This window comes from Hydrogenophaga sp., assembly GCF_030373245.1.
GTDB lineage: Bacteria > Pseudomonadota > Gammaproteobacteria > Burkholderiales > Burkholderiaceae_C > Hydrogenophaga.
This window is the reverse complement of sequence record NZ_JAUCZF010000001.1, coordinates 308,805-335,603: the sequence shown is the minus strand read 5'-3', so window position 1 is coordinate 335,603 and position 26,799 is coordinate 308,805. Positions and strand designations below refer to the sequence as shown.

27 protein-coding genes are annotated in these 26,799 nt (G+C 66.9%); 8 read left to right on the top strand and 19 right to left on the bottom strand.

Features of this window, described 5'->3' with window-relative positions; translation table 11 throughout:
* Positions 1 to 18 precede the first annotated feature (18 nt).
* The 7 genes from QUV25_RS01665 to QUV25_RS01635 form a co-directional block, all read right to left on the bottom strand.
* A complete protein-coding gene (locus QUV25_RS01665; RefSeq protein WP_300860812.1) occupies positions 19 to 576 on the bottom strand; it encodes a hypothetical protein in 558 nt (185 codons plus the stop codon).
* Positions 576 to 1,769, bottom strand: coding sequence for a chromate efflux transporter (gene chrA, locus QUV25_RS01660; RefSeq protein WP_300860810.1), 1,194 nt, complete (start codon positions 1,767 to 1,769; stop codon positions 576 to 578). The genes QUV25_RS01665 and chrA overlap by 1 nt, the downstream gene beginning before the upstream one ends.
* Positions 1,766 to 2,926: an FAD-dependent oxidoreductase gene (locus QUV25_RS01655; protein WP_300860809.1), complete on the bottom strand. Its 1,161-nt coding sequence runs from the start codon at positions 2,924 to 2,926 to the stop codon at positions 1,766 to 1,768. Before QUV25_RS01655 ends, chrA begins: the two co-directional genes overlap by 4 nt.
* Positions 2,927 to 2,937: 11 nt before the next feature.
* Positions 2,938 to 3,474 (bottom strand): GNAT family N-acetyltransferase, encoded by a 537-nt coding sequence (locus tag QUV25_RS01650; protein ID WP_300860807.1) that lies wholly within the window; start codon positions 3,472 to 3,474, stop codon positions 2,938 to 2,940.
* 70 nt (positions 3,475 to 3,544) lie between these two features.
* Positions 3,545 to 4,306 (bottom strand): DUF3047 domain-containing protein, encoded by a 762-nt coding sequence (locus QUV25_RS01645; protein WP_300860806.1) that lies wholly within the window; start codon positions 4,304 to 4,306, stop codon positions 3,545 to 3,547.
* Between the two features lie 2 nt (positions 4,307 to 4,308).
* A complete protein-coding gene (locus tag QUV25_RS01640) occupies positions 4,309 to 5,142 on the bottom strand; it encodes a DUF547 domain-containing protein (RefSeq protein ID WP_300860804.1) in 834 nt (277 codons plus the stop codon).
* Between the two features lie 35 nt (positions 5,143 to 5,177).
* On the bottom strand, positions 5,178 to 7,346 hold the full coding sequence (locus QUV25_RS01635; RefSeq protein WP_300860802.1) for an FAD-dependent oxidoreductase: 2,169 nt from the start codon (positions 7,344 to 7,346) through the stop codon (positions 5,178 to 5,180).
* 97 nt (positions 7,347 to 7,443) lie between these two features.
* Here QUV25_RS01635 and QUV25_RS01630 point away from each other — a divergent pair, with 97 nt between their 5' ends.
* From QUV25_RS01630 to QUV25_RS01615, 4 genes are all read left to right on the top strand, one after another.
* Positions 7,444 to 8,502: a phosphotransferase gene (locus QUV25_RS01630; RefSeq protein ID WP_300860801.1), complete on the top strand. Its 1,059-nt coding sequence runs from the start codon at positions 7,444 to 7,446 to the stop codon at positions 8,500 to 8,502.
* A 10-nt stretch (positions 8,503 to 8,512) separates the two neighbouring features.
* The gene (locus QUV25_RS01625; protein ID WP_300860799.1) at positions 8,513 to 9,841 is read left to right on the top strand and encodes a TIGR04283 family arsenosugar biosynthesis glycosyltransferase; all 1,329 of its coding nucleotides are present in this window, start codon (positions 8,513 to 8,515) and stop codon (positions 9,839 to 9,841) included.
* A 44-nt stretch (positions 9,842 to 9,885) separates the two neighbouring features.
* Positions 9,886 to 12,597 carry an HAD-IC family P-type ATPase gene (locus tag QUV25_RS01620; protein ID WP_300860798.1) on the top strand — a complete coding sequence of 904 codons (2,712 nt, stop codon included), beginning with the start codon at positions 9,886 to 9,888 and terminating at the stop codon, positions 12,595 to 12,597.
* Positions 12,598 to 12,701: 104 nt separating this feature from the next.
* The gene (locus tag QUV25_RS01615) at positions 12,702 to 14,069 is read left to right on the top strand and encodes an MATE family efflux transporter (protein ID WP_300860797.1); all 1,368 of its coding nucleotides are present in this window, start codon (positions 12,702 to 12,704) and stop codon (positions 14,067 to 14,069) included.
* A 36-nt stretch (positions 14,070 to 14,105) separates the two neighbouring features.
* Here QUV25_RS01615 and QUV25_RS01610 read toward each other — a convergent pair whose 3' ends face one another.
* Positions 14,106 to 14,678, bottom strand: a complete 573-nt coding sequence (locus QUV25_RS01610; protein ID WP_300860795.1) for an rRNA large subunit pseudouridine synthase E — start codon at positions 14,676 to 14,678, stop codon at positions 14,106 to 14,108.
* Positions 14,679 to 14,758: 80 nt separating this feature from the next.
* Positions 14,759 to 15,643, bottom strand: coding sequence for an SMP-30/gluconolactonase/LRE family protein (locus QUV25_RS01605; RefSeq protein ID WP_300860794.1), 885 nt, complete (start codon positions 15,641 to 15,643; stop codon positions 14,759 to 14,761).
* A gap of 374 nt (positions 15,644 to 16,017) precedes the next feature.
* Here QUV25_RS01605 and QUV25_RS01600 point away from each other — a divergent pair, with 374 nt between their 5' ends.
* Together QUV25_RS01600 and QUV25_RS01595 are read left to right on the top strand one after the other, a co-directional pair.
* Positions 16,018 to 16,605: a GIY-YIG nuclease family protein gene (locus tag QUV25_RS01600; RefSeq protein WP_300860792.1), complete on the top strand. Its 588-nt coding sequence runs from the start codon at positions 16,018 to 16,020 to the stop codon at positions 16,603 to 16,605.
* 302 nt (positions 16,606 to 16,907) lie between these two features.
* A complete protein-coding gene (locus tag QUV25_RS01595; RefSeq protein WP_300860790.1) occupies positions 16,908 to 17,288 on the top strand; it encodes a lysozyme inhibitor LprI family protein in 381 nt (126 codons plus the stop codon).
* Positions 17,289 to 17,295: 7 nt separating this feature from the next.
* Here the strand turns inward: QUV25_RS01595 and QUV25_RS01590 are convergent, their stop codons facing one another.
* The 9 genes from QUV25_RS01590 to QUV25_RS01550 all read right to left on the bottom strand — a co-directional run bounded on the left by QUV25_RS01590 (position 17,296) and on the right by QUV25_RS01550 (position 24,747).
* Positions 17,296 to 17,901, bottom strand: coding sequence for a CDP-alcohol phosphatidyltransferase family protein (locus tag QUV25_RS01590; protein WP_300860788.1), 606 nt, complete (start codon positions 17,899 to 17,901; stop codon positions 17,296 to 17,298).
* A 2-nt stretch (positions 17,902 to 17,903) separates the two neighbouring features.
* The gene (locus tag QUV25_RS01585) at positions 17,904 to 18,545 is read right to left on the bottom strand and encodes an ATP-binding cassette domain-containing protein (protein ID WP_300860787.1); all 642 of its coding nucleotides are present in this window, start codon (positions 18,543 to 18,545) and stop codon (positions 17,904 to 17,906) included.
* Positions 18,542 to 20,188 carry an ABC transporter permease gene (locus QUV25_RS01580; protein WP_300860786.1) on the bottom strand — a complete coding sequence of 549 codons (1,647 nt, stop codon included), beginning with the start codon at positions 20,186 to 20,188 and terminating at the stop codon, positions 18,542 to 18,544. Before QUV25_RS01580 ends, QUV25_RS01585 begins: the two co-directional genes overlap by 4 nt.
* A 40-nt stretch (positions 20,189 to 20,228) precedes the next feature.
* Positions 20,229 to 21,464, bottom strand: a complete 1,236-nt coding sequence (locus tag QUV25_RS01575) for an ABC transporter substrate-binding protein (protein ID WP_300860785.1) — start codon at positions 21,462 to 21,464, stop codon at positions 20,229 to 20,231.
* Positions 21,465 to 21,503: 39 nt separating this feature from the next.
* Positions 21,504 to 21,986: a DoxX family membrane protein gene (locus tag QUV25_RS01570; RefSeq protein WP_300860784.1), complete on the bottom strand. Its 483-nt coding sequence runs from the start codon at positions 21,984 to 21,986 to the stop codon at positions 21,504 to 21,506.
* The gene (locus QUV25_RS01565; protein WP_300860783.1) at positions 21,983 to 22,840 is read right to left on the bottom strand and encodes a putative DNA-binding domain-containing protein; all 858 of its coding nucleotides are present in this window, start codon (positions 22,838 to 22,840) and stop codon (positions 21,983 to 21,985) included. Before QUV25_RS01565 ends, QUV25_RS01570 begins: the two co-directional genes overlap by 4 nt.
* On the bottom strand, positions 22,837 to 23,757 hold the full coding sequence (locus tag QUV25_RS01560) for a DUF692 domain-containing protein (protein ID WP_300860782.1): 921 nt from the start codon (positions 23,755 to 23,757) through the stop codon (positions 22,837 to 22,839). The genes QUV25_RS01565 and QUV25_RS01560 overlap by 4 nt, the downstream gene beginning before the upstream one ends.
* A gap of 6 nt (positions 23,758 to 23,763) precedes the next feature.
* Positions 23,764 to 24,096 carry a DUF2282 domain-containing protein gene (locus tag QUV25_RS01555; RefSeq protein WP_300860780.1) on the bottom strand — a complete coding sequence of 111 codons (333 nt, stop codon included), beginning with the start codon at positions 24,094 to 24,096 and terminating at the stop codon, positions 23,764 to 23,766.
* A gap of 126 nt (positions 24,097 to 24,222) precedes the next feature.
* Positions 24,223 to 24,747 carry a TlpA disulfide reductase family protein gene (locus QUV25_RS01550; protein WP_300860778.1) on the bottom strand — a complete coding sequence of 175 codons (525 nt, stop codon included), beginning with the start codon at positions 24,745 to 24,747 and terminating at the stop codon, positions 24,223 to 24,225.
* Between the two features lie 88 nt (positions 24,748 to 24,835).
* On the opposite strand from QUV25_RS01550, the gene QUV25_RS01545 reads away from it, so the two are divergent.
* Both QUV25_RS01545 and QUV25_RS01540 read left to right on the top strand, forming a co-directional pair.
* Complete coding sequence (locus QUV25_RS01545) at positions 24,836 to 25,396, top strand: sigma-70 family RNA polymerase sigma factor (RefSeq protein WP_300860776.1); 561 nt, start codon at positions 24,836 to 24,838, stop codon at positions 25,394 to 25,396.
* A gap of 26 nt (positions 25,397 to 25,422) precedes the next feature.
* On the top strand, positions 25,423 to 25,608 hold the full coding sequence (locus tag QUV25_RS01540; RefSeq protein WP_300860775.1) for a zf-HC2 domain-containing protein: 186 nt from the start codon (positions 25,423 to 25,425) through the stop codon (positions 25,606 to 25,608).
* A 17-nt stretch (positions 25,609 to 25,625) separates the two neighbouring features.
* Here the strand turns inward: QUV25_RS01540 and ftsY are convergent, their stop codons facing one another.
* Positions 25,626 to 26,726, bottom strand: coding sequence for a signal recognition particle-docking protein FtsY (ftsY, locus tag QUV25_RS01535; RefSeq protein WP_300860774.1), 1,101 nt, complete (start codon positions 26,724 to 26,726; stop codon positions 25,626 to 25,628).
* Positions 26,727 to 26,799: the final 73 nt, after the last annotated feature.

Below are 26,799 nucleotides of genomic sequence, written 5' to 3'. Positions count from 1 at the left end.
CGGCCGCGTCTGAGGTGTTCAACGTTCGCTCAGGTCGGCAAGATCGCTGAGGGTCGCTTTCATGGAGTCTATCCAGTCGGGTTTGGACTTGGGCTCTTCTCGCGACGCAAGCATCAGCAAAATGATGAGCAAAAAAATGCCACCCCTCACGACGCGGTCGCGATGGGCAACACAAAGATCAAGGAGACGGTACCCTTCTAGAGGCGGGCAGTTCCCAGGAAAGCGCAAAAGAACCACAGGCTGTTCGACCGCGACACGCTGAGCGCCACGGTCGATCCGTCGCGCCGACCTCCGCGGGACAACGGGCGCGAGCGCTTCAGGATGGGGAATAACCGCTGCTGCAGCACCAACGCATTGGCGCTGAGCAGCCTCGCCCGCAGCAGTTTGGCCTGCAGCTTTGGGTTGAGCAGACAGACCTGGCTGGCTTGCCAGCCCAGGTAGACGACGGCCGCGCCGGTGCAGTGAAGCACCCCCCAGTGCCGCGCTCACCATCAACGTCTCGAAACCCTCGGGCGGCGGGATCACCCCCTTGTAGCCCAGGACCTTGGCTGAGAGCCGCAGGCCGATGATCCGCATCAGCCCATCAGTGCAGCGCCCACCAGTGCGCACCCCGCCACCACGAGCCAGGGCGGCCATTTCCAGCGCATCAGCGCCAGCAGTGCCACGCCTGCCAGCAAGCCGTCTTCCACGCCGTGGATGCCGCTGGTGATAACCGGGTTCCACAACGCAGCCAGCAGCAGACCGACCACGGCGGCGTTGATGCCGAGAAGGGCGGCGCGCACCTGGGGTTGGGCGCGCAGCTGTTCCCAGAACGGCAATGCGCCTGCGATCAGCAGGAAGGAGGGCAGGAAAATGGCGGCCAGCGCGAGGGCGCCGCCGGTCCACCCGGTGGGCGTACCCGACAGACTGGCGCCGAGAAACGCGGCAAAGGTGAAGAGCGGACCGGGCACGGCCTGCGCCGCGCCGTAGCCGGCCACGAAAGCGTCGGCGCTGACCCAGCCGTTAGGTACCACGCTGGCTTGCAGCAGCGGCAACACGACATGGCCACCACCGAAGACCAGGGCGCCAGCGCGGTAAAAGGCGTCCACCACCGCCACCGCCTGCCCGGGCAGGGCCACGGCCAGCAGCGGCAGGCCGAGCAGCAGTGCGAAGAACAGCGCCAGCCAGGCGGCGCCAGCTCGCCGGCTGACCGGTACGCCCATCGGCTGAGGCGCGGTGTCGGCCGCCGGGCGCAGCCAGGCCAGACCAACCAGGGCGGCCAGGCCAATGGCGAGCAGTTGCATCGCGGTGCCCGGCCACGCAATAAGCAGCGCGGCGCTGGCGAGCATGAGCGCTCGGCGAGGGGTGTCAGGGCACAGGCTTCGCGCCATGCCCCATACGGCCTGCGCCACCACCGCCACCGCGACCACCTTGAGGCCATGCAGCAGGCCGGCAGGCACCGCATCGCCGGCTTGCGCGAGGCCAATCGCGAGTGCGATCAGCGCGATGGCCGAGGGCACGGTAAAGCCGACCCAGGCGGCCCAGGCGCCCGCGTAGCCGGCGCGCGAGAGGCCCAGTGCCAGGCCGACCTGGCTGCTGGCCGGGCCGGGCAGAAACTGGCACAACGCCACCAGGTCGGCGTAAGCCGCTTCGCTTAGCCAGCGGCGGCGCTCGACAAATTCCTGCCGGAAATAGCCGAGATGAGCGACCGGCCCACCGAACGAAGTGAGCCCGAGCCGCAGGAAGATCAGGAAGATGCGCCAGGCGCTGCGATCGGATACCGGCGTCATGCGGCGGGCAGGGCGTATTTCGCCACGAAAGCGCGGTCGATGCGGTCTTTCCAGCGCCAGGCCCAGGCGCCTTCCAGGTGCAGCGGGCCGTAGCTGGCGATGGCGTGACCGGCGCCACACGACAGCAGGTTGAGCGTGTGCTTCGGCGGGTGGTGGGCCTTGAGCGCCTGAGTCTCGTGGGCAGCGAGCAGGTTGCGCGCCAGTGGCGGGCCCGCGCGCACCGCGTAAACGCCGCTCTTGGGGTGCTCGCTGTCGGCGCGCGTGGCCACATCGCCCGCGGCGAACACGTTGGCGTGGCTGGTGCTTTGCTGGAAGGCGTTGACCAGCACATGGCCAGCCGCTGACAGCGCCAGCCCGCTGCCCTGAAGCCATGGCGGCGCGTGGGTACCGATGGCAAGGATGGGCACGTTGCAGGCCAGGGTGGCGCCGCTGCCCAGCAACAAGGCATCAGAACTGACGCCCACACAGGTTTCGCGCAGCACGGTGATGTTGCGCCGCTTGAGCAGGCGGCGCACGCGGGCCTGCACGCCCTTGGGGTAGTTCGTGGCCACCTCACCACCGCCCGTGATGAGGGTAAAGCGAGCCGATGCATGACCCGCCTGGCGCAGCCTCTGCTCGGCCGCGAACAGCAGCTCCAGTCCAGCAGCGCCAGCGCCGATGATCGCCACCGACACAGGATTCTTCTCGGCCAGACCGAGCACCTGGGGCCACAGCGCTGCGAACGCCTCGATGGGGCGCACGATCAGCGCGCGCGCAGCCGCGCCCGGCATCTCGGCCTCCAGCCGCTGCCGGTCGATGACCGCGCCGGTGTCGATGGACAGCAGGTGGTAGGGCAACTCTGCCGGGACCTGCTTGGCGCCGCCGGCGGCAGCGAGCCGCACCAGTTGCTCGTTGGCGTCAAGCCCGGTGCAGCGCGCCTGCACCCATTTCGCGCCAGCCGCTTTCACCAGCGGCTCCAGCGGAATCTGGCACTCGGCCGTTTCGTAGCGGCCGGCGACCAGGCCGGGCGTCATGCCGCTGTAGGTCTGGAACGGGTAGGGCGTAACCACGGTCACGTCCAGATCGGCGGGGCGGTTCTGAGCCAGCCGGGACAGGACATGCACGTGCGCATGACCGGCGCCGAGCAACACAAGTTTCTTGATGCCGGGGTTTTGCATGGGCATGGATGTTAGCTGGCCCCAACCTCGTAAAGTATCTCGCCCTCTGCCTCCCCGGGTAGGGGTTGAGGGAAGGATGGAAACACCGTCTCAACAGGTCGAAAGCCCGACTTCTCCAGCAAGCGGCGAGAAGCGAGGTTCGCTGTCATGGTGCGGGCCTGGATTCTGCCAAAGCCCATGGAGCCCAAGGCGTTGGCAACGAGTGCCTGCACGCCTTCGGACCCATAGCCTTGGCCCCAGGCTGCTCGACGAAGCCGGTAGCCCAGCTCCGCTGTCCTGATGCCGTCGACCATGCCATCGTCAAACAGCGCGAACCACCCGACAAAGTGGCCGGTTGCGCGCTCGTGAGCCGCGAGGACCTCAGACTCTGTGCCGCGCGGTGTCAGGAAGTCGCCATGGGCGCAGCCCGCTTGCGCAACTGGTCTTCCCCCGTTGAGGTAGCGCATGACAGAGGGGTCTGCCTCCAGCGCGATGAGGTCGGCTCGGTCTGCAGGGGTCACCGGCCGAAGTGCAAGGCGGGCGGTGAACATTCGACGGGGGGTCGGCATGCTCCATGGTAGCCGTGACTCGGCGACCCGCTGGCTTGCTGAACCCTGGCCTATCTCCCGAGCATTGCGCTCAGGGCGCCCAGCGCAGATCGGCCACCCAGCCCAGGCTGCGACTGGCGGTGTTGTCGCTGTCGGCGCCGATCAGCACCGTGTTCACCGGGGGCAGGTCGGCGCGCGGCGTCTGCGCACCTTGCGGCAGTTCGTCGGCGAACAGGGTGGCGAAGTCTCGCGCCACATCGCGCGATTCGTTGGCCCAGCGGCCCAGTGGCGCATCGCGCCCTTGCAGGCTGATGAAGCGCACACGCCGCGTGTACGGGTTGGCGCCCTGCACGCTCGCGGCACCCACGCTGTCCCACACGTAGCACAGCGTGGCGGCGGGCAGTGGCGCGCCGCTCACGCTGCGGGCGACGCGCAACAGGGTGCGTTCCACGAAGGGCACGCGGTCCAGCGCGTGGTCGAACATCACGCAGACTTTGAGCGCAGCGTCGTCGCCAGCCTTGCTCAGCAGGTTGGCCGGCGCCACACCGCCCGACAGCGGTTCATCGAGTCGCCAGCGCCATTGCAGTCGCTCCGGTGCCGCGCCTCGCCAGCCGTTGACCCAGGTGCCATAGGAGCGTTCGGTGACGACCTTCAGTGCGGGCTCGCCGTCCACCGTGCCAGGCTCGAAGCGCGTGGGCGGGATGTCGGCCTGGTTCTTGGGGAAACCCACGAAGCGCCAGTCGGAGGAAAGCGCGCCGCCGTTTTGAAGCAAAGGGGGCAGCGGGAGATTGGACTGCGCGAGCGCGGCCACCGTGCAGCCTGCCACCAGCGTGGCCAAGGCCAGCCGTCTCATGTTCACCGCCCCACGTCGTTGAGCGACCAGTCGTACTCCAGGTAGCTCACCGGCAGGCTCTTGGCGCGCAGTGCCGCTTGTTCTTCGGGCTTGTCGCTCAGGTGCTCGGCGTGCTGGGCCAGCAGGTCTTCCAGCCGGTTGATGCCGCGGTAGCCGCTGTTGAAGTCTTCCTTGAACCACTTGAAGATGTTGTTGATCTGCACCTCGCCGCCCTGGACGCGGTTGCGGGTTCGGTCGCTCATGAAGCGCTTCATGCCGTCGTCGAGCTGGGCATCGAGCTGGGTCGCGGTGAAGGCTTCGTCGCGCAGGGCCGGGCAGCCGATGCTCGCGCAGTTCACGCCGGCATGGATGCGCGGGTCTTTGTAGACAGGGCGCAGTTGCTCGTGTTCGATCCAGTCGAGGTGGCGCTTGGCGTCGAGCAGGGTGAAGAACTCGTTTTTCCAGGGACCGCGGTTGAGGAAGCCCAGTTCCTTGATGGACTTGATGTCCGGGTACTTGGTGAGGATGATCTCGACCGTGAACGCGTTGTAGGCGTTGATCAGAAACGCCATTTGCTGCGGTTTGCTCCAGCCGTCGAAGCTGGCTTTGGGCACAGCGCTCAGACCGTCCAGCACGCTTTTGAGCGCCGCGCGATCGGTTGCAAAGCCCTTGTAGTTCACGCGCGACTGCTTGCCGTCGGGCAACCAGCGCACATGCTTTTTCAACAGTGTGTTCCAGGCTTTGTACTGATGGTCGAATCCGGCCTGGGCCAGGGCGCCCAGCGGCATCAAGGTGGTGCTCGCCAGTGCGGTCAACAGGCGGAGGGTGTGGCGACGGGTGAGGCGTTGCGTGTTCATGGTGAGTGCCTTGGAGTTGAATGCAGGCGGCTGGTTCAACCGCGGCGCCAGTCGTGGAATTTCTTCACCCACAGCAGCAACTTCTCGGGCGCGTGGGCGCGCTTCCATTCGCCAGCGGCGTATTTGTTGGCCTCGGCCAGCGTGGGGTAGGTGTGGATGGTGCCCAGGATCTTGTTCAGACCCAGTCCATGCTTCATCGCGAGCACGTACTCGGCCAGCAGGTCGCCAGCGTGCGTGCCTACGATGGTCACGCCCAGGATGGTGTCCTTGCCGGGTACGGTCAGCACCTTCACGAAGCCATGGGCCTCGCTGTCGGCAATCGCGCGGTCGAGGTCGTCGATGCCGTATTTCGTGACTTCGTAGGCGATGCTCTTTTCCTTGGCTTCCTGTTCGTTGAGACCGACGCGCGCAACCTCTGGGTCAACGAAGGTGGCCCAGGGGATCACCGAATAGTCGGCCTTGAATTTCTTGAAGTCGCCAAACAGCGCATTGACGGCCGCGTACCAGGCCTGGTGGGCTGCCACGTGGGTGAACTGGTAGGGCCCGGCCACGTCGCCAGCGGCAAAGATGTTGGGGTACAGCGTTTCCAGGTACTCGTTGGTTTCCACCACGCGGTTGGTTGGAATGCCGATGTCTTCCAGGCCGTAGCCGGTCAGGCGCGCGCTGCGGCCCACGGCGCACAGCAGCTGGTCAAACGCAATGCGCTGCTCCTGGCCCTGGTGTTCGACGATCAGCGTCTTTTCGCCGCCCACCATCTCACAGCGCAGCGCCTTGTGGCCCACGCGCACATCCACGCCGTCGGCCTCCAGCGCCTTCTTCGCCAGCTCGCTCACCTCTTCGTCCTCGCGAATCATGATGCGCGGACCCATTTCCACCTGCGTCACCTGCGAGCCCAGGCGAGCGAAGCTCTGCGCCAGCTCCGAGCCGATCGGACCACCGCCCAGCACCACGAGGCGCCTGGGCACCTCATCCAGTTTCGCAAACTCGTCCCACAGCGTGTCGCTGGTGACGTAGCCCACGTCGTTCAGACCCAGCAGTGGGGGCACAAAAGGGCGCGCGCCAGCGGCGATCACGATGCTGCGTGCGGTGAGTGTCTGCTTGCTGCCATCGTTGAGCGCGATCTCGACCGTCCAGGGGTTGACCAGCTTGGCGTAGCCCTGCAGCACTTCCACGCCCAGCCCGGTGTAGCGCTCCACACTGTCGTGCGGCTCGATGGCTCGGATGACGTCGTGGATGCGCTGCATCACGGTCTTGAAGCTGAAGGTGGGCGTCGTGTCGGACAAACCGTACTTTTCGCCATGGCGCATCTGGCTGGCCAGCTTGGCGCTCTTGATCAGCGCCTTGCTCGGTACGCAGCCGTAGTTCAGGCAGTCGCCCCCCATCTTGTGGGCTTCGATCAGCGTCACTTTGGCCTTGACCGCAGCCGCGATGTAGGCCGACACCAGGCCGCCGGCACCGCCGCCGATCACGATCAGGTTGCGGTCGAAGGTCTTCGGACGCACGCTGGCCCAGCGCGCATAGACCTTGCGCTTCTTCACCGCCTCGACGATCTTGCGCGCGATCAGCGGGAAGATGCCGAGCAGCACGAAAGAGCCGATCAACCCCGGACTCAGAATGCCTTTCAGGGATTCGATCTGGGCCAGCTGTGTGCCCGCATTCACGTACACCAGCGTGCCGGCCAGCATGCCGACCTGGCTCACCCAGTAGAAGGTGAGCGCCTTCATCTTCGTCAGACCCATGAGGAGGTTGATGACGAAGAACGGCACCACCGGAATCAGCCGCAGCGTGAACAGGTAAAACGCGCCGTCTTTCTCCACGCCGCGGTTGATCTCGCCCAGGCGCTTGCCAAACTTGTCTTCGACCGTGCTTCGCAACACAAAGCGCGACACCAGAAACGCCAGCGTGGCGCCGATGCTGGAAGCGAACGACACGATCACCGTGCCCCAGAAGAGGCCAAAGATCGCGCCACCCGCCAGCGTGATGATGGCCGCACCGGGCAGCGAGAGCGCGGTGGCCGCCACATAGATCAGGAAGTAGGCGCCGGCTACTTTCAGCGGCTGGCTGGCGTAAAGCTCGGTGAAGCTGGCCTGGCTTTGCTTGAGATAGTCCAGGCTCAGGAAACGACCCAGGTCGAAGAAAAAGAAGGCGCCAATGCCCAGCGCCAGGGCGATCAGCAGTAAGACTTTGCGAGGGTTCACGACCATTTCCTTGTGGGTTGTTCTGGTTGAGTCGACAGCGTGAGGCCATTCTTACACCCCCCCCGTGACCCGCTTCCGAACCGCCAGCGATACTGTCTTCTCCATGTCCAGCCGCTCTTCCTTGTTGTCCGACTTGCAGGCCGCGCTTCGCCGCGCTCAGCACCCGCTGCGCGGCTGCGAGCTGCAAGCGCTGCCCGACAAAGGTCTGGCGCACGACCATGTGCGCCTGGTGGGCAGCGGCTGGCTGGCGCGCGTGCCCAAGCAAAGCCAGATGGGTCTGGACGCGGCGCACAACCTGGCCTACCAGCGCGCCTGCTTCGAGCGCGCGGCCCCCAGCGGCCACACGCCCGCACTGCACGGTGTGTTGCCGCCATCCGACCATCTGCCGCGCGGCGCCTTGCTGGTGCAGGCCATCGACGGCCGCCCCGCGCGCCTGCCGCATGACCTCGGCGCCATCGTCGCGGCACTGGCAGCCATTCACGCCTTGCCTCTGCCCGCAGCATCTCAGCGGGCGCCGTTGCTCGCAGCGGCTGATCCGCTGCGGGATCTGCACCAGGAAATCAGCGCCCAGGCTCAACACCTGAGTGCGGCGCGCGTGTCGCCCGCCGTGGCCACCGCGGTGGCAGCCGAGCTGCAGATGCTGGCGGACCTTTGCGATCGGGTGGAGCGACCGCCGCGGCACCTGATTGCGTTTGATGGGCACCCCGGCAACTTCATCGTTCGCGATGAGGGCTCGGCGGTGCTGGTGGATCTGGAGAAGTGCCGCTACAGCTACCCAGGCCTGGACCTGGCCCACGCCACGCTCTACACCTCGACCACCTGGGACGTGGAAACCCACGCGGTACTCAGCCTGAATGAGGTCGCGTCGGCCTACCGCACCTGGCGCCAGGCGATGGGGTCGGCCGCGGACGCGGCCCAGTCCTGGGCGGTGCCGCTGCGCCGGGCCATGTGGCTTTGGTCGGTCACCTGGTGCGCCAAGTGGCGCGTTCTGGCACGCCAACCGCTGCGCGCCTCGTCGGCCGGTGAGGACTGGTCTGAAGAGCGCAGCGGCAGCGCGCTGATCCACCATGTGCGTGACCGCGTCGACCACTACCTCAGCGCCTCGGTGGTCGAGCGGGTGCGCCAGGAATTTGAAGCGCTCGAACGCGCCCTCGCCGCATGAGGTCGGTTGCATGAAGCTGGCGGTGGTGATGCCGGTGCTCAACGAAGCGCCGACCTTGCCCGCGCGCCTGCTGGCGCTTTCGGAGCTGCGCCGCGAAGGTGCTGCCGTGATCGTGGTCGACGGCGGCAGTGACGACGACACCGTGGCGGTGGCTCGATCGGGTGCCGATGCCGTGCTGCAGGCACCGCGCGGCCGGGCGGCGCAAATGAACGCGGGTGCCTGCCATCCGCTGGCGCGCTGCGCCGATGGCTTGCTGTTTCTGCATGCCGACACCGCCTTGCCGGCAAACGCCCACGCACGCATTCAAAAAGCCCTGGCTGACGGTGCGACCTGGGGCCGCTTCGACGTGCGCATCGAAGGCCGGCACCCGCTGCTGCCCATGGTCGCGGCGTTTATGAACCGGCGCTCGCGCTGGAGCGGCATCGCCACCGGCGACCAGGCGATGTTTGTGCAACGCACGGTGTTTGAATCGCTGGGTGGCTTCGCGCCCCTGCCGCTGATGGAGGACATCGAGCTCAGCACCCGCCTCAAGGGCATCTCACCACCGGTTTGTTTGCGCGAAAAAGTCATCACCGCGGGCCGTCGCTGGGATCAGCGCGGTTTCTGGCGCACCGTGTGGCTGATGTGGCGCTTGCGCGCCAACTGGGCAATGGGAGGCGACGCCCATGCGCTGGCTCGTCGCTATGGCTACACCGTGCGCGCGCCGGCTGCGGTGGCGGTGCTGGCCAAGGCACCGGTGCCCGGCCAGGCCAAGACGCGGCTGGCGCCGCTGCTGGGGCATGCCGGCGCGGCCCGCGCCCAGCGCGGCTTCATCCTGCGCACCCTCACCACCGCGCACCACGCCAGCACCGGGCCGCTCACACTGCACGGCGCCCAGGGGGCCAACCACCGCCTGTTTCACCTGCTGCGCGACCGCTGGGGCGTGGCCTGCCGGCCACAGGTGGAGGGTGACATCGGCGAGCGAATGGCTGCGGTCATGGTCGAGCACTTCGCGAACACGCCCCACCTGCCGCTGATCATCGTCGGCACCGACTGCCCGGTGCTCACGCCCGAGCACCTGCAACAGGCCGCCGATGCGCTGCAGACGCACGACGCCGTTCTGATCCCGGCGGAAGACGGCGGCTATGTGCTGATCGGCCTGCGGGTGGCGCTACCCACCGTATTCGAGCGGGTGGACTGGAGCACGCCCCGGGTGATGGCCCAGACCCGCTTGCGCCTGACCCAGGTGGGCGCCCGCTGGCAGGAGTTGCCGGCGCTGTGGGACGTGGACGACCCGCAAGACTGGACCCGTTGGCAGACATTGGCCAGCGCAACACCCGACCATTTGCGCCGCGCTTGACGGTTTCGGTGTGAAACCACGCCGCGCGGCGCTATGGTTTGGCCATGGAGCAGTCACCTCGCCACCCTGAACAAGCCCCCTCCACGGCCTGGCACACGCTGGAGCCGGGCGAAGTCTGGCAGCGCCTGGACAGCACGGAGCGAGGACTCGGTGCATCCGAAGCCCGGCGTCGACTGGTGGCGCAGGGTCCCAATCGCTTGCCTGCCGCACGCCGACCCAGCGCGCTGCGCAGGCTGCTGAGCCAGTTCCACAACCTGCTGATCTATGTGCTGCTGGCCGCGGCCGCCATCACCGCCGCACTCGGCGACTGGCTGGACACCGCGGTCATTCTCGGTGTGGTGCTGATCAACGCGGTGATCGGCTTTGTGCAGGAGGGCAAGGCCGAGCGCGCGCTGGAGGCGGTGAGCGCGATGCTGGCGCGCAAGGCCACCGTGTGGCGCGACGGCCGTCGGCTGGAGATCGACGCGACCGACCTGGTGGTGGGCGATGTGGTGTGGCTCGAATCGGGTGCGCGCGTGCCAGCCGATCTGCGCCTGTGGCAGGTCAACAGCCTGGGCATCGACGAGGCTGCGCTCACTGGGGAATCGGTGCCGGTGGACAAGAACACCGAGGCGGTGTTACAGGCCGCTGCGCTGGGTGACCGCAGCGGCATGGCCTACGCCGGCACCGTGGTCACGCAAGGCCAGGCCAGTGGGGTGGTCGTGGCCATCGGGTCCGATACCGAGCTGGGGCGCATCGGCCAGCTGGTGTCAGCGGTGCACAGTCTGACCACGCCGCTCACGCGCCGGCTCGACCAGTTTGCGCGCCAGATCACGTTGGCCATCCTCGTGTTGAGCGGGGTCGTTTTCTGGTACGGCAGCCAGATCGGCGAGCGGCCGGTGCTGGAGATGTTTCTCGCGGTGGTGGGTCTGGCGGTGTCCGCCATTCCCGAAGGCCTGCCGGCCATCGTCACCATCACGCTGGCGATCGGCACCGCCGCGATGGCCAGGCGCCGTGCGGTGGTGCGCCGCCTGCCGGCGGTGGAAACGCTGGGCTCGGTGGGTGTGATCTGCACCGACAAGACCGGTACCCTGACCAAGAACGAAATGACCGCGGTCGAGGTGCACCTCGCGGGCGAAATGATCGAGGTGAGTGGTGCAGGCTATGCACCACAGGGCGAATTCTCGGTGGCGCAGCGGGCGATCGACCCCTCTCAGCGGCCTGAGCTGATGCGCCTGGCGCGCTGCGCGCTGCTGTGCAACGACGCGCACCTGCACCCCGATCAAGACGGTGTCTGGACCCTGGCGGGCGACCCGACCGAGGGCGCCCTGCTCACGCTGGCGCTCAAGGCCGGTCTCGATCCCGAGCAGGCCCAGCGCGAGTCACCGCGCATCGCCGCCATTCCTTTCGAATCCGAGCACCGTTTCATGGCCACGCTGCACCGCAACGCCAGCGCAGAGGTGATGGCTTTGCTCAAGGGCGCACCGGAGCGGGTGATCGGCCTGTGCACCCGGGACGCGAAGGGACAGACCCTGGATGTCGAGGCCTGGCGATCCCGGGTGCGCGAAGCGGCGGGCCAGGGACAGCGCGTGCTGGCGCTGGCCGAATGCGAGATGCCGCCGGACGCCGAGGCCCTGACCATGGACGACATCACGCCGCGCTTCACCTTGCTGGGTCTGGTGGGTCTGATGGACCCGGCGCGGCCCGAGGCGGTGAAAGCGGTGGCCGAGTGCCAGCGCGCGGGCATCCGTGTGCTCATGATCACGGGCGACCACGCCGCCACCGCGGCTGCCATCGGTGCAGGCATTGGCCTGCATGCCGGCAAACCGCTGACCGGCACGGAGATCGACCAGCTGGACGACGCCGCGCTGCGCCAGCGCCTGGGCGAGACCGACGTGGTGGCCCGCGCCAGCCCCGAACACAAGTTGCGCCTGGTGGCCAGCCTGCAGGCCAGCGGACAGCTGGTGTCGATGACGGGCGACGGCGTCAACGACGCACCCGCGCTCAAGGCTGCCGACATTGGCGTGGCCATGGGCCAGCGCGGCACCGATGCCGCGCGCCAGGCGGCCGATCTGGTGCTGACCGACGACAACTTCGCCTCGATCGCCGCGGCCGTGCGCGAAGGCCGGCGCGTGTTCGACAACATCAAGAAGGCGCTGCTGTTCATCATCCCCACCAACGGTGGCGAGGCCGGGATCATTCTGCTGGCGGTGTTTGCCGGCCTGGCGATGCCCATCACCGCAGGCCAGATCCTCTGGGTCAACATGGTGACCAGCGTCACGCTGGACATTGCGATTGCGTTTGAACCCGAGGAGGCGGGCGTGATGCAGCGCGCGCCACGCCCGCCGCGCGAACCGCTGATCACGCGCCTGCTGCTGATGCGCATCGGCTACGTGAGCCTGCTGATGGTGGGCGCGTGTTTCTGGGTCTACCACTGGGAGCTGGGGCGAGGCAGCTCGCTAGAGGTGGTGCGCACCGCCGTGGTCAACATGCTGGTGGTCAGCCAGGTCTTTTACCTCTTCAATGTGCGCCATTTCACCGCCAGCGCGCTGCGCTGGGAGACGCTGATGGGCAACCCGATTGCGGTGGCGGCAGCGGTGATGACGCTGGTGCTGCAATCGCTGTTCATCTACGCGCCGCCGATGCAGCAGCTCTTTGGCACCGGCGCGCTGGATCTCACGGCTTGGGCTCTGATCATCGCCTTGGCGAGTGCCATCTTCCTGGCGGTGGAGGCCGAAAAAGCGCTGCTGCGCCGCCGCGGCGTTCAGCGCATGTGAGCGCTGGCCGGTTGCTGGCCCGGTATAGTGGGTGCCATTCAAACGCTTGTATTGCTTGGCGCCGTGGCCCTCTGGGTCGGCGCCATTTTTCTTTTTCTGTCTTCGTGAATTCCCCCCGTTTCCTGAAAGCGCGCACCGAGCTGCGCGCCGTCGCCCTCATCGCCTTGCCCGTCATCACCGCGCAGCTGCTGCAGATGGGCATGGGCGTGGCCGACACCCTGATGGCCGGGCGCATCAGCCCGCTCGCGCTGGCCGCGGTGGCCATGGGCTCGGCCATGTGGTTCTTCACCTTCATCGCCGGCCTGGGCCTGATGCTGGCGCTCACGCCCATCATGGCCCACCACGTTGGCGCCAGCCGCCACCATCTGATTGGTGGCGAATGGCGCCAGGGCCTCTGGCTGGCGCTGGCGCTCTCGCTGGTGCAGATGGCCACGCTGCTGGCGCTGGCCTTGTTGATGCCGCACCTGGGCATTGCGAGCGAGATCGTGAGCGAGACGCGCCGCTACCTGCTGTGGGTGGGCTGGAGCCTGCCGTTCACCTGCCTGTACCTGGTGCCGCGCTTTCTCAACGAGTCCATGGGCCACACCATGCCGATGCTGTGGACGCAGCTGCTCATGCTGCCGCTCAACGTGCTGGGAAACTATGTGTTCATGTACGGCCACTTCGGCTGGCCCACCATGGGCGGCGCTGGCGCGGCGCTGTCCACCGGCATCGCCCAGACCATCGGCTGCCTCGCGCTGTTCACCTACACCCTGCGCACACCGCGCTACGCCGCGCACCGCCTGCGCCAGACCTGGGCCCGACCCGACTGGGCGCACATCGCCCGCATCGTGCGCCTGGGTCTGCCCATCTCCATCGGCATGGCGATGGAGTCGGGCATGTTCACCGCCACCGCGCTGCTCATGGGCCGCTTCGGCGTGGACGCGGTGGCTGGCCACCAGATCGCGATCAACATCGCCTCCATTGCGTTCATGGTCCCGCTGGGCATTTCGATCGCGCTCACGGTGCGGGTGGGTCAGGCACTGGGTGCGGGCGATCCGCTCGCCGCGCGCTACCGCGGCCGCCTGGGCATCGCACTGTGCAGCGGTTTCATGGCGGTGTCGGCCATCGTGCTCTGGAGCGCCAATGAGTTTCTGGCCAGCCTCTACACGCCGAATGCGCAGGTGATCGCGGTCGCCGCGCAATTCATCGTGTTTGCCGCCGTGTTCCAGCTGGTCGACGGTCTCCAGGTGGGCGCCATGGGCGTGCTGCGCGGCTACAAGGACACCAAGATTCCCATGCTCGTCACCGTGTTCGGCTACTGGGTGATCGGCATGGGCCTGAGCCTGAGCCTCGGCGTGTTTGGCCCCCTGGGTCCGGTGGGCCTGTGGGTCGGGCTGGTGGGCGGCCTGGCAGTGGCCGCGCTGGTGCTCAACGTGCGCTTCTGGCGCTTGACGCGGCGAGTTGAGCCGTTGCCCGCCGCGACCCGGTAGCCTGTCGCACCAGTGCCTGGCCGCAAAAGGTCGCCCTCAACGGTCGCTCGCCTCGGCCGCGCTCCATCGCCAAGCACCCGGAGCCAGGCCATCCAGCGCATAAGGCCCGATCGCCGCGCGGATCAGCCGCAGCGTGGGGTGGCCCACCGCCGCGGTCATGCGCCGCACCTGTCGGTTGCGCCCTTCGGCAATCGCCAGCTCAATCCAGCTGGTGGGAATGTGCTGACGAAAACGCACCGGTGGATCGCGCGGCCACAGTGCGGCGGGCTCGGGCATGCTGCGCGCGCGAGCGGGCCGGGTGGGGCCGTCGTTCAGCTGCAGGCCCTCGCGCAGGCGGCTCAGCGCGGCCTCATCGGGCACACCCTCGACCTGCACCCAATAGGTCTTCTCCATCTTGTGGCGCGGGTCGCTGATGCGGGCTTGCAGCTGCCCGTCGTTGGTGAGCAGCAGCAGGCCCTCGCTGTCCGCATCCAGCCGGCCCGCCACGTAGACGCCCGGCACATCGATGAAGTCTTTCAAACCCCGCCACCGGCCTTCGGCGGTGAACTGGCTCAGCACGCCGTAGGGCTTGTTGAAACAGATGAGGCGAGGCGCTGAAGCGGTGACCATGGCGGGGAGGTTAGCAGCGGGGGAGTGGTCACCGCAGAAGTGCGAGGCCACACGACACACGCCCCGCCGGGCAGCAGGTCTCAGATTTCCACGATTTCCAGCCGCCCGTTGCGCGCTGCCGCCGCCAAAGCGTGCACCGAGGTCGGCGCGGTGCAGACCAGCAGGTGCCGACCTTGCGGGCCGCCGAGTGCGCAGGCGTAGGCGTTTTGCGAGGTGGTCACGGTGTCTGTGATCTGGCCACCGTCTTCCACCCGGATTACCTGGGGCGCCAGCGCATTCGCCACCCAGATGCCGCCTTGGGCATCGGCGCAAATGCCGTCGGGCGCGACCCCGGCTTCTTTGAGCGAGGCCCAGACGCGGCGGTTCGACAGGCTGCCATCGGGCGCGCGGTCAAACGCGGTGAGCTCAAAGCCCAGCGTCTGCGCCACCACCAGCGTGCGCCCGCCGTTCAGCAATGCCATGCCGTTGGGGAACAGCACCGGCTCGGCCGCCACCGACGCCGTGCCGTCGGCCTTCACATGGGCCAGCCTGCCCAGGAACGGCGACGGGTCGGTGCCCAGCGCCGCCAGCAGGCCTTCCACGCCGTGGGCCATCAGGAACGCATCCAGATCAAAACCGAAGTTGCCCACATAGGCATCGCCCTCGGGCGTCACCAGCATGTCGTTGGCGTGAAAGGTGGCGATGCCGTTCAGGTCGGCGTGCACCGCCAGGTCTTTGCCGGCAGCCCGGCGCAGCACCTGCCGCTTCGTCATCCCCACCACCAGCAGATCGCCATTCGGCAACCAGCCCAGGCCAGAGGGCTGCTCGTCGCCCAGGCTCAGCTCCAGCCGCACATCGCCACTCAGCCCGACCGAACACACCTCGTGCGCATAAAAATCGCTGAACCAGAAACGGTCATCGTGCCAGCGAGGACCTTCGCAGAAGTAGCGCTGGTCGGCGAGGGGGGTGGCAGTGTGGGTGGTCATGGGTGGTCTCCTTGTTTGTGGGGCTGGGTGCGTGGGTTGCTCAAGCGCCCTGGGAGCATCGTGCGCCAGGTCGCAGAGCCCTTCAGTCGGTTGGGGGACAGTTGCAACGCCACCAGCGCTAGGTAGTACGAATGACCTTGGCTAGGGTGGCTGCCTCTGCCATAGGGGCTTGGGCCAAGATCTGAGCAGATCGGCAGCGTTGCCGGGTTGGGTCAGGTCTTTGTCGGTACATTAGGTGCTCGAGCAGCAGGCAACCTGTTGATTTCAAATGAAAAAAATATGAGATCAGTGGTCAGAGTATTCCGCAATGCCCAGCTTGCCCCGCGGGGTTTTCGGAACACGTTGCGTTTGGCGGCTCAAAGGATCCCACCCATATGTCCGGCGACACCTCGTACTACGTTTACGCGCTGAAAGATCCGCGGACTTCACCTGCCATGCCGTTCTACATCGGCAAGGGGACCGGAACGCGCTCGTTCGATCACCTGGTTAAGCCAGACCAGACCCGAAAGGGCCTGAAGCTGTTGATTCAAGAGATCGAGGCCTCTGGCGCTAAGGTGTTGGTCAGTCGGCTGGTTGACGCACTCGATGAGCATCAAGCAATGAAGCTCGAAGCCGAGTTGATTGCCGCGTTCGGAACAATCGACACAGGCGGGATCCTGACCAATTCGGTAGTGCCATCGGGTCTTTCCAAGAAGGCTCGTGGTTCAGTGGTTGTTCCATCTGGAGTCAAAGAGAAAGCTCAAGTCGGCCTCTCGCTGTTGAAGGAAGCAGTGCTTGACCTCGCGAGGGCCAATCCAACCGGAGTTTCAAACTCCGAAACCGCAAGCCTTCTCGGGCTGCGCAGCGACTACGGAGGCGGCTCGAAGGACTACTTGTCATACAGTTTGCTCGGCATCCTCATGCGAGAAGGCAAGCTCGAGCGGTCCAAGACAAACAAGAAGCACGTCTCCCGTGTCGAATGAGGGGAAACTAGGGTCGGATTGCACTTCGCCTCGTTCAACTTTCAGCGACGGTAGCCGATCAAAGACGGCCACACCGTGGCCCTAGGTGAGGGAAGGCGAAGGTGGACTGTTCATCGGTCCCGCCGGCCGGATTAGGCGGTGGTGAACGATCGCCAGCAGATACCATGCCTGCGGTCCGTGTTGGTTGAGAGGAGAAGATCCGTATCCCGCTGTCGATGGCGCAGCGAGATGTTCATGATCTGTGAGCTGTCGGACCGGCGCGTAAAGGGCTACGAGATCGCCGCGATTTATGGAGGTACCTCATGCGCTGCACCTTGCTGGCCCTGGCCACCGTTTCCATCGTCACCCTGTCGCACGCCAAGGTCGACTGCAAGAAGGCCATGACCACGCTGGACATCAACGCGTGTGCGCAGGCTGATTTTGAGGTGGTCGAGAAGAAGTTGAACGACACCTACCGCCGCGTGATGAAGTCGCTCAGCAAGCCCGACGAAGGCCTTGCCTACGCCGAGATCAAGAAGGGCCTGATCGAGGCGCAGCGGGCCTGGGTGGTGTTCCGGCAGAAGGACTGCGATGCCTATTACACGCTGCACGCCTCCGGCACGATCCGCACCGTGATGTACATCGGGTGCATGCAGAACCATGCCGAGCAGCGCATCAAGGCTTTGGAGGAATACGCGCTGTGAACCGCTCCTACCGGAACCGCTGCCACCCCCAGCCGATGCGCATGGCAATCGTGATCGCGCACAACACCGCAAAGCCATAAGCGATCTGCGGGAACCATTGCGGCCAGAGGCACATGGCGGCGAAGGCGATCAGGGTTTCGGTCGCTTCGGTCAGGCCGCCCAGGAAGTAAAAGCTCTTGTCGGGAAATGCGGTGGACGGCACCTGGTGTTTTTCGGCGATGACCGCAAAGGCGAGAAAGCTGCTGCCGGTGCCGATGAAGGCGGCGAGCAGCACGGCGGCGGGCAGGGCGTTGTGCGCGGGGTCGGCGATGGCGAAGGCCAGCGGGATGGACGCGTAGAACAGGAAGTCGAGCGTGATGTCCAGAAAGCCGCCGCGGTCGGTGGGCTGGGTGGCGCGGGCCACCGCGCCGTCCAGCCCGTCCATGAGGCGCGAGGCGAGCAGCAGCCCCAGGCCCAGCAGATAGGCCTGAAATGCAATGGCCACGGCGGCGGCCATGCCGACCACGAAGCCGGTGACGGTGACGGCGTCGGCGCCGATGCCCAGGCGCACCAGCCCTTGCGCTGCCCGGTTGAGCACGGGCTTGATGGCGGACTGGATGGTGCGGTCCAGCATGGCTACTTCAATTCCAACACCAGGGCGGCGTCGGCGATGTCGGCGGCGTCGTGGGTGACGAGCACGGCAGGGATGTTTTGCGCGCGGATGTGGTCGAACACAAAAGCGCGGAACTGGTCGCGCAGCGTAGCGTCGAGCTTGGAAAACGGCTCGTCGAGCAGCAGGGCGCTGGGCCGGGCGAGCAGGGCGCGCATGAGCGCCACGCGGGCGCGCTGGCCGCCGGAGAGCGTGGCCGGGTCGCGCTCGCCGTAGCCGGCCAGTTCGGCGTCGGCCAGTGCTTGCTCCACCTGCTGCCAGCGCTGCGCGCGCGGGCCGGGCGGCACGGCAAACAGCAGGTTCTCGGCCACCGTCATGTGGGCGAACAGCAGCGGGTCCTGAAACAGCAGGCCGATGCCGCGCCGGGCAGTGGGCAGTTGGGTGAGGTCGGTGCCGTCTAGCGTGATGGTGCCGTCGAAGCGCAGGGCCTGCGCGCCCTCGGCCACGCTGTGCAGCGTGCCAGCGATGGCCGCGAGCACCGAGCTCTTGCCGCTGCCGCTGGCGCCCATGAGGGTGAGCGTTTCGCCGGGCGCCACGTCAAAGCGCAGGTCGCGCAGCAGCACGCGCTGGGCGCTGCCGAGTTGCCTGAGGTGAACAGAGAGGGTCATGCCGTGGCCACTCTAAACCGCCGCGGCCGACCCACCCACGCCGCCAGGCCAAAGGCCAGCACCGGCAGCAGAAACTGCAAGCCAGCATAGGCGCTGGTGAGCGAGCGTTGCGCGCCCGCGGCCAGGGTCACGGCCTCGGTGGTCACGGTGGCGAAACGCCCCGCGCCGATGTAGAGCGTGGGCAGGTACTGGGTGACGCTCACCGCAAAGCCCACCGCCGCGCTGGCGGTCAGCGAGCGGCGCAGCAGCGGCCACTTCACCCGCCAGAGAAAAGCGGCGCGGCTGTGACCCAGGCTGTCGCTGAGCTGGGCGGCGCGCGGGTCGAAACCGAGGTAGGCGGGCGATAGCGCGAGCAACACATAGGGCAACACCATCACCGTGTGCGCCAGCATCAGGCCCAGCCACTGGCCTTCCAGCTGCCACTGCAACGCCACGCTGTACAGACCCACCACCCACAACACGGCGGGCAACACCAGCGGCAGGTAGAGCAGCGGGCGCAGCGCCTGGTCCCAGGCGCGCGGGCTGAGTTCCAGCCAGGCCACGCACCACACCAGCGAAAGTGCGGTTGAGGCCAGCGCCAGGCCGAGCGTGGTGCCCACGGTGTCCAGGCTGGCCCAGACGCTGAGCCAGGCCTGGGCGGTGAGTGCCTCGGGCCACAGCGCGGGGAAGCGCCACACGCCGGCCACGCTGCCCACCGCGAGCGCCAGCAGCACGGCGGCATACACACCGCCGAGCAGCCACAGGCCGGGCAGGGTCGCCGCGGTGCGTGTGGGCCGGCCACGCTCGCCGCTGGCACGCCGGGCGCGCCGCGCCATGGTGGCCTGCAGCGCGCGCCAGCCCAGCGCTGCAGCCAACACCGCCAGCGCCAGCACGCCGCCAGCCGCCGCGCCGCGCGCGTTGATGGCCAGGTCGGCGTCTTGCAGCCACTGCCAGGCCAGCACGGCCAGCGTGGGCGGCGAGGCCGGACCAATCACAAGTGCCATGTCGACCACCGTGAGGCCATAGGCCAGCACCGCCAGCAGCGGCCAGAACAGGCGCGGCGCCAGTTGCGGCCAGACCACGCGCCACCAGGCGCGTTGCGGCGAGTAGCCCACCGTCTGCGCCAGCGTGTGCTCGGCGCGCCAGCGCTGGCGCACGTCGTCGCGCTGCAGCTGGGTGGCAGCGGTCCAGAGCAGAAAGGGAATTTCCTTGAGCGTGAGCGCGACGATGAGGCCCAGGCCCCAGGGGTCTTGCGTGGTGGGCCAGGGCGGCGGCCAGTCGAACCCGGTGAGCCAGGGCGAGAGCGCGCGCAGGATCCAGCCGCTGGGCGCGATCAGAAACACCAGACCAATGGCAAACGCCGCATGGGGCGTGGCCAGCATCACGGGCAGACCCCGCAACAAGGCGCCCAGGCGCTGACGAACAAAACCCTGGGCCAGCAGCCCGGCGGTGATCCACCACGCCAGCGCGGTGGAGGCCAGGCCGGTCCACAGTGTGAGGCCGAGTGCGGGCAGCCATTGCGCGTCGCCCATCAGCGACACCCAGGCCGCCGCATCGAACAGCGCGCGCAGCGACAGGGCGGCCACCGCCAGCAAAGGCATGCCAACGAGCAGCAGCAGGGCGGTGGCGGAGGCAGTGCGCAGTGAGCTCAACGGCGAATTCATGCGCCCGAGTCTGGCATCGCCTCAGGCGCGCGGCACGTGGTCAAACCGCGTAGCGACGGGTCCACTCTCGCTCGATCGGCTCCACCCAGGCCGCGTGCGGTTCGGGCAGCGTGGGTGCGCCCTGGGCCACCTGGCCGGGCAAAGGCTTGGCGGGGAACAGCGCGCGATCGGCCGGGGACAGGCGCTTGAGGTCGAGCACAGTCGGGTCGCCCCAGTGGCTGATGTCGGCCTTGCGCGCCTGCGCCTGGGCCGAGAGCAGGAAGTTGGCCACCACCTGCGCGCCGGCCTTGGCGCGCGCGTTGTAAGGAATGGCCACGAAGTGCGTGTTGCCGATGGTGCCTTTGGCGAACTGCCAGGCGATGGTGGACGCGGGCAGGCGCTTGGCCGCGACTTCGTTGGCCGGCTCGTTGGGGTTGAAGGTGAGGGCCAGCAGCAGCTCGCCGTCGGCCATCATCTGGCGGATGGCGGCGGGGTTCTGCGGGAACTGCTTGCCGCCGCGCCACAGGTGCGGGTGCAGCGCATCGAGAAACTGCCACAGGGCGGCGGTCTGCTGGCCAAACGCGGCTTCCACCGGCGGCTTGCTGAGCAGGGCCACATCGCTCACGTGTTCGATCAGCGCCTGTTTGATGAAGGTGGTGCCGGTGAAGTCGGGCAGGCGCGGGTAGGTGATGCGCCCGGGCTGCTGGCGGGCCAGCGCGAGCAGCTCAGCCATGCTTTGGGGCGGCTTGGGCAGACGCTTGCCGTCGGCGAAAAAGGTGAACTGTGCCATGCCCCAGGGTGATTCCATGCCATCGGTGGGCACGGAAAAATCGTTGCGGGTGGTGGGCTTGCCGTCCACATCCACGTAGCGGAAATTGGGCAGGGTTTCGGCGAATGGGCCAAACAGCAGGCTCTCACGTTTCATGGCGGCGAAGTTCTCGCCGTTGATCCACACCAGGTCGACCGTGCCCTCGGTGTCCTTGCGGCCAGCGGTCTTTTCAGCGCGCACGCGCTTGACCACGTCGGCGGTGTCGGTGATCTTCACGTGTTCCAGCTTCACGCCGAAGGTCTTTTGCACCTCAGCGGCGACCCATTGCAAGTACGCGTTGGTCTGCTCGCTGCCAGCCCAGGCGTTCCAGAACACGGTCTGGCCACGCGCGGCTTTCTCGATCTCGGCCCAGTCGGGTGCTTTGGACTGTGCCCAGGCACCGGGCAGGGCAGACGCCGCGGCAGCGCCCAACAGGAGATGGCGGCGCGAGACGGCGGGCAGATTCGAGGCAGGCAGATGCAAAGGCAAAACGGTTCTCCAATTGACAACAAAAAACGCAACGGCGGTTCAGCGGGCGGCGCGGGCCAGACGTCGCTCCAGGCGTGGGCGAATCCAGCCGCAATCGAGGGTCCATTTGCCCAGGCCGTACAGCACCAGCGCCGCGAGCAACACGCCCCAGGTGATGTGCTGCTGCAGCGCGGCGGGTGCGATCTCGGACAGGCTGATCACGGCGACGAAGTTGACCACACTCAGGCCCATGGCCGCAAAACGCCCGGCCAGCCCGAGCAAGAGCAGCACCGGCAACACGAGTTCCCCGCCGGTGCCCATGACCGCCGCCACCTCGGGCGAGAGCAGCGGCACGGCGTATTCGTGGGTGAACAGCAGCACGGTGGTTTCCCAGTCGCGGATCTTGGTGAGGCCTGCGAGGAAAAACACCTGAGCGAGGTAGAGGCGTGCGGCCAGCGCGGCGGGCGCGCGCAGCGCGTCGATGATGCCGGTGAAACCCAGCCAGAGCGATTGGCTGCGGTGCAGCAAGGTGGGTTGGTTCATGGAGTTTCCTTTGAAGCGGTGGGGCTGGCATCGCTCACGCCAATGACCAGGCCGGTGGTCACGGCCTGGGTGAGCCAGACAGAAAGATCAAACGATTGCGTGTCGGTGGTTTCGGTGGCCAGCGCGATGTCGATCGCCGTCTCCAGGTCTTTTCCAGCCAGCAGCTGACTCAGCAGCGATGCCTCAACCGGGGAGAGCAGAGCGATACGCGGTTGCAAGGCCCGGCGCCAGACCAGCGCCGACTCGGCGATGCCTTCGCTGAGGCGCTGGGCGGCTTGCGCCAGGCTGGGCTGGGCGTGTCGGTGCGAGCGCACCAGGCTGGCCACGGGGAAAGCGCTGTGGATCACGGCCGTGCCGGGTGGCAGCGTGAGCGTGAGGCCGCTGGGATCTTCCGCAGCGAGGCGCGCAAAACTGGCGTGATCGGTCACCGCGTCGGCCGCGCTGGCGGCGCGGTGCAGCGCCCATTCCACACGCGCCACGTCAGCGAGGTAGGGCGCATCGAGCAGGGCCTCGCTGTGGGCCAGGAAGTCGGGCAGGCGGTCTCCCCAGTGCGCGAGATCGCCCCGCATGGGCGGGTGCCGATGCCAGAGGTCGCGGGCGAGCGCGACGAAGTTCAATTGGCCGAGCATCATCTCGATGACGGGGTAGGTCGCCGCCAGCGAACGCTCGGCGAGTGCATGGCCATTGGACTGGTAAGCCATCAGGCCGCGCGCCGCCTGTACACCCTGGGTGGTGAACTGGGCCAGCAGGTGCTCGCTGGCGAGGCGCGCGTCGTGGTGCGCGGGATGGGTGAACAAGGCGCTCAACAAAGCCGCTTGCTGGTCATGCAGCGCACTGACGGATGCGTTGCTCATGCGAGCGCGTCCAGCGGGGTTCGGGTGTTGGTGTGCGCTTGGGCGGCGACCTGTCGCGCGCGATCGGCCTCGTCCAGCAGCACCGACAGAGGTGGCACGTCGGTGTCCCATTCGATCAGCGTGGGTACCTGGCCAAAGCGCTGCAGGGCATGGCCGTAGAGCGACCAGACGGCATCCACCACGCAGCTGCCGTGATCGTCGATGACGATGTCGCCGGTGTGCACATGGCCGGCCAGGTGCAGCTCGGCCACGGTGGCGGGGACGATGGCGTCCAGCCATGCTTCGCACGCCGCCAGCGGGTCCAGTGGCTCGCCGCGAAGCTGGGCGTTGAGCGCGTTGACGAAAATATTGTTCACGTCCACCAGGAGTCCACAACCAGTGCGTTTTGCCAGGGTATTGAGGAAGGTGGGTTCGTCCATGTCGGACTCGCGCCACTGCACATAGGCCGACAGGTTTTCGACCGCAATCGGTCGGCGCAGCCGGTCTTGCACCTGCTGCACGTTGGCGCACATGACATCGAGGGCGGCCTTGGTCAGGGGCACGGGCAGCAGATCGGACGCGTGCGCAGGCTGGCCGGCCAGCGGCGCACGAGCGAAGCAGGCGTGGTCGCTCACGCGCACCGGTTCGATGCGGCCGACCAGTTGCGCCAGCTGGTCCAGATGCCAGGCATCAAGGCCGATCGCCGAGCCCAGCGACAGACCGACGCCATGCAGGCTCACGGGGTAGTGCTCTCGCCCCTGATGCAGCACCGACAGGGCCGCACCGCCGTCGGCAAAGAAGTTTTCGGAATGAACCTCGATGAAGTCCAGTGCGGGCTGCTGCTCCAGCAGCGCCGCGTAATGCGGGTGCCGCCACCCGATGCCCACCGCAGCGCCAGCGGGCGCATGCAGGGAGGGCTTCGGCGTGGCGTGCGACATGGCTGATCAGCCCTTCTTCATCATGTCGTCTTTTTTCATCTCGTCCTTCTTCATGTCGTCTTTTTTCATCATGCCGGCCTTGGCTTCTGCCTGGGTCAAACCCTTCATGGAGGCACAGGTGCCGGCGGCGACGTACTTCCACTCGCCTTTGTCGTTGTCCACTTTGGACTGACCGGCGCAGGAGTGCGTGCCGGCGAGGTTGGCGCAATCGTTCTGGCCGGCCTTGGCGATGCCGTAGCACTTTTCTTTACCAGCGTTCTGGGCCAGGGCGGGGCCGGACAGCATGGCGAGGGTCATCAGCGAGGCAGCGGCGGCGGTGATCATGGTGCGTTGGGTCATGGAAAATCTCCTGAAGGGTTGAATTAACCAGGGTGGGCACGTCAGCGACCGCCTCCGGTGCAGTTTCGTCAGCGCACACAGGCGGGTTCTTACAGTGGCCACATAACAAATCTGTGATGTGGCCGCTCACAGCAGCTCGGCGATGCGGTCCCACGCTTCGGGCGGGATGCGCCCGCTGTAGCGCTCCACCAGGCTGCCAGACTTGTCGATCAATACGCCGCTGGGCAACTGCTGGGGCATTTCCAGGTTGGATGTGAATGACGGGCCTGCGGCCCAGACCGAGCGCAGGCGCTGCGCCGCCGGCACGGTCTGGCGCAGCAGGTCTTCGTAGCTGGCCAGGTCGGCCTGGCGGGGGTCCATGTTCACGCCCAGCAGGGTAAAAGGCTGGTTTTGCCAGCCCGCGACGTTGGCGCGCATTTCGTGCATCTTGTCCCGGCAGACCGCACATCCAGTGGACCAGTACAGGAGCAGCACCACGCGCCCGCGCAGTCCGCTCAACCCCAGCGGCGTGCCGTCCACGCTGCTGCCTTCCAGCGTCGGGCCCGGCGCTTCGGCGGGCTGGGCCTGTGCCAACGGCCAGGCCAACGCGGGCAAGCAGGCGAGCAGCTGGCGACGGCTCAGGAGAGGGCTCGGGATCAGGTTTGGTGGCATGGCGGACTCCGGGTGCATCGCATTTTGTCTCGCCATCTGACCAGTCCTTACACTTCAGCCCCAGGATGTCTTTTGCCTTTCCATGCCCATGACCGATTTTGAACAGCAGCTGGTGGCGCTGCGCGAAGACTTGCTGCGCTACGCCCGGCTGCAACTGCGCAACGCCACCTGGGCCGAAGACGCGGTGTCCGACACGCTGCTGGCCGCCCTGGCCAAGCCGCAGGCGTTCGAGGGCCGCTCACAGCTCAAGACCTGGCTGGTGGGCATCCTGAAGCACAAGATCATCGACAGCATGCGCCTGCGCAAGCGCGAGGTGGTGCTGGACGGTGGATCAGAGGACGACGGTTTCGACCCCTTGGAGCACATGGCCTTCAAGGCCGACGGGCATTTCGCCCAGCGCCCATCCGACTGGGGCAACCCGGAGCAGGATCTGGGCAGCCGCCAGTTCATGGCGGTGCTGGATGCCTGCACCGAAAAACTGCCGTCCACCCAAGGGCGTCTGTTCCTCATGCGCGAGTGGCTGGAGCTCTCCAGCGACGAGATCTGTAAGGAACTGGACCTGACCCCGACGAATCTCTACGTTCAGTTGCACCGAGCCCGGCTGCGACTGCGCGAATGTCTGGAACTCAACTGGTTTTCGTCGCGATGAATCGCCTGCTCCGAAAAATGCCCCTGATGCGCACCTGCAAGGAGGTGACCGCGCTCGTGGTGGCGCGCGAGGACCGCGAGCTGCCGGCGCTGGAGCAGGCCGCGCTGCGGGTCCACATGGTGATCTGCAAGGCCTGCCCCAACTTCGAGCGGCAGATGCTGACCATGCGCAACGCGATGAAGCAGTGGCGCCACTACCGCGAGAGCGACTGAGGACTCGGAGACCGTGCTCAGGCCAGCAGGGCCTGCGCGAACTCTCTGGCGTCAAACGTTTCCAGGTCTTCCAGCTTTTCGCCGACACCGATGAAGTAGATCGGCACCGGCTTCTCGCGTGCAATCGCGCAGATCACACCGCCCTTGGCGGTTCCGTCGAGCTTGGTGATCACTAGGCCGGTCAGGCCCAGGGCCTCGTCAAAGGCCTTCACCTGCGCCAGTGCGTTCTGCCCGGTGTTGCCGTCGATCACCAGCAGCACCTCATGAGGGCTGGACGGATCCGCTTTTTGCACCACGCGCTTGATCTTGCGCAGCTCTTCCATCAGGTGCAGCTGCGTGGGCAGACGGCCAGCAGTGTCCACCAGCACCACGTCGCGCCCGCGTGCGCGGCCAGCGGTCACGGCATCAAAACTCACGGCGGCGGGGTCGCCGCCGGCCTGGGTGATGATTTCCACCGTGTTGCGGTCGGCCCAGACCGCGAGCTGCTCACGGGCGGCGGCGCGAAAAGTGTCGGCCGCGGCCAGTAAGACGCTCGCGCCGCTGTTGGCGAGGTGGCGCGTGAGCTTGCCGATGGAGGTGGTCTTGCCCGCGCCGTTGACGCCCGCGACCATGATCACCGTGGGTTTGTGTTCGCCGATCACCAACCGCTTTTGCAGCGGCGTGAGCAGGGCGGTGATGGCATCGGCCAGCAAGCCCTTGACGGCCGCCGGGTCGGTGGTCTTGCTCTCTTTCACGCGCCGCTTGAGATCGGCCAGCAGGTGCTCGGTGGCCTTGACGCCGGTGTCGGCCATGAGCAGCGCGGTTTCCAGCTCTTCGTACAGCGCATCGTCGATCTGGGTGCCGGTGAACACGGTGGCGATGCCGCTGCCGGTCTTGCGCAGGCCGGCCTTGAGCTTGTCCAGCCAGCCCTGGCGGGGTGGTTTGGCCGCGGGCGAGGCTTCGGGCACTGCCGGCGCGGACATGACGGCAGGAGCCGTTGCCGGAATCGGCACCGTTGGCGCGCTGGTCTCGGTGGAGGTATCGGGTGCCGTTTCACCTGCGCTTGCGGGCGGTCTGGCGGGTTCCAGGGCCTTGTCGGCGCTGGGTGGAGGGGATTTTTTTCGAAAGAACGAGAACATTGGCCAATCTCTAGAATCCATTGCATTCTATGAAACGCACCACACCCTTGTCGTCTGCCCGCCTCCTGGCCGG